The organism is Halomonas sp. SIMBA_159, from assembly GCF_046536035.1.
In the GTDB taxonomy this organism is placed as follows: Bacteria; Pseudomonadota; Gammaproteobacteria; order Pseudomonadales; family Halomonadaceae; genus Vreelandella; species Vreelandella venusta_A.
The window spans coordinates 1-261 of the sequence record NZ_JAWJBT010000878.1; the positions used below are offsets into that span (position 1 = coordinate 1).

At 54.0% G+C, this 261-nt stretch carries 1 protein-coding gene; it reads right to left on the minus strand.

What is annotated here, in order from left to right; all coding sequences use genetic code 11:
- Window positions 1-261, minus strand: a 261-nt coding sequence (locus R0J87_RS21765; RefSeq protein WP_498888911.1) for a hypothetical protein, incomplete at both ends; no start/stop codon positions are given.

The following is a 261-nucleotide window of genomic DNA, read 5'->3' on the forward strand; positions in this document are numbered from 1 at the left end:
CAGGTTGGTCTCTGGCATGCTTTTCAGATTCAGGATAAGGCCGGTGATCCTGTCGTCCTTGGCGGCAGCGCGGATGGTGTCGACAATGTCAAACAGGATATTTTCCTGAACCGGCACCTGGCCCATGGCGCTGTCGACAAATTGATCGAAGGGATTGACGTAGGATCGCTGCTCAACAATCGGGCCGTCAATATCCAGTACCAAAGCGGCCTTTTCTGGCAGAACCGGCGATTCAGCCCCTTGCTGGAAGGCGAAAATGAT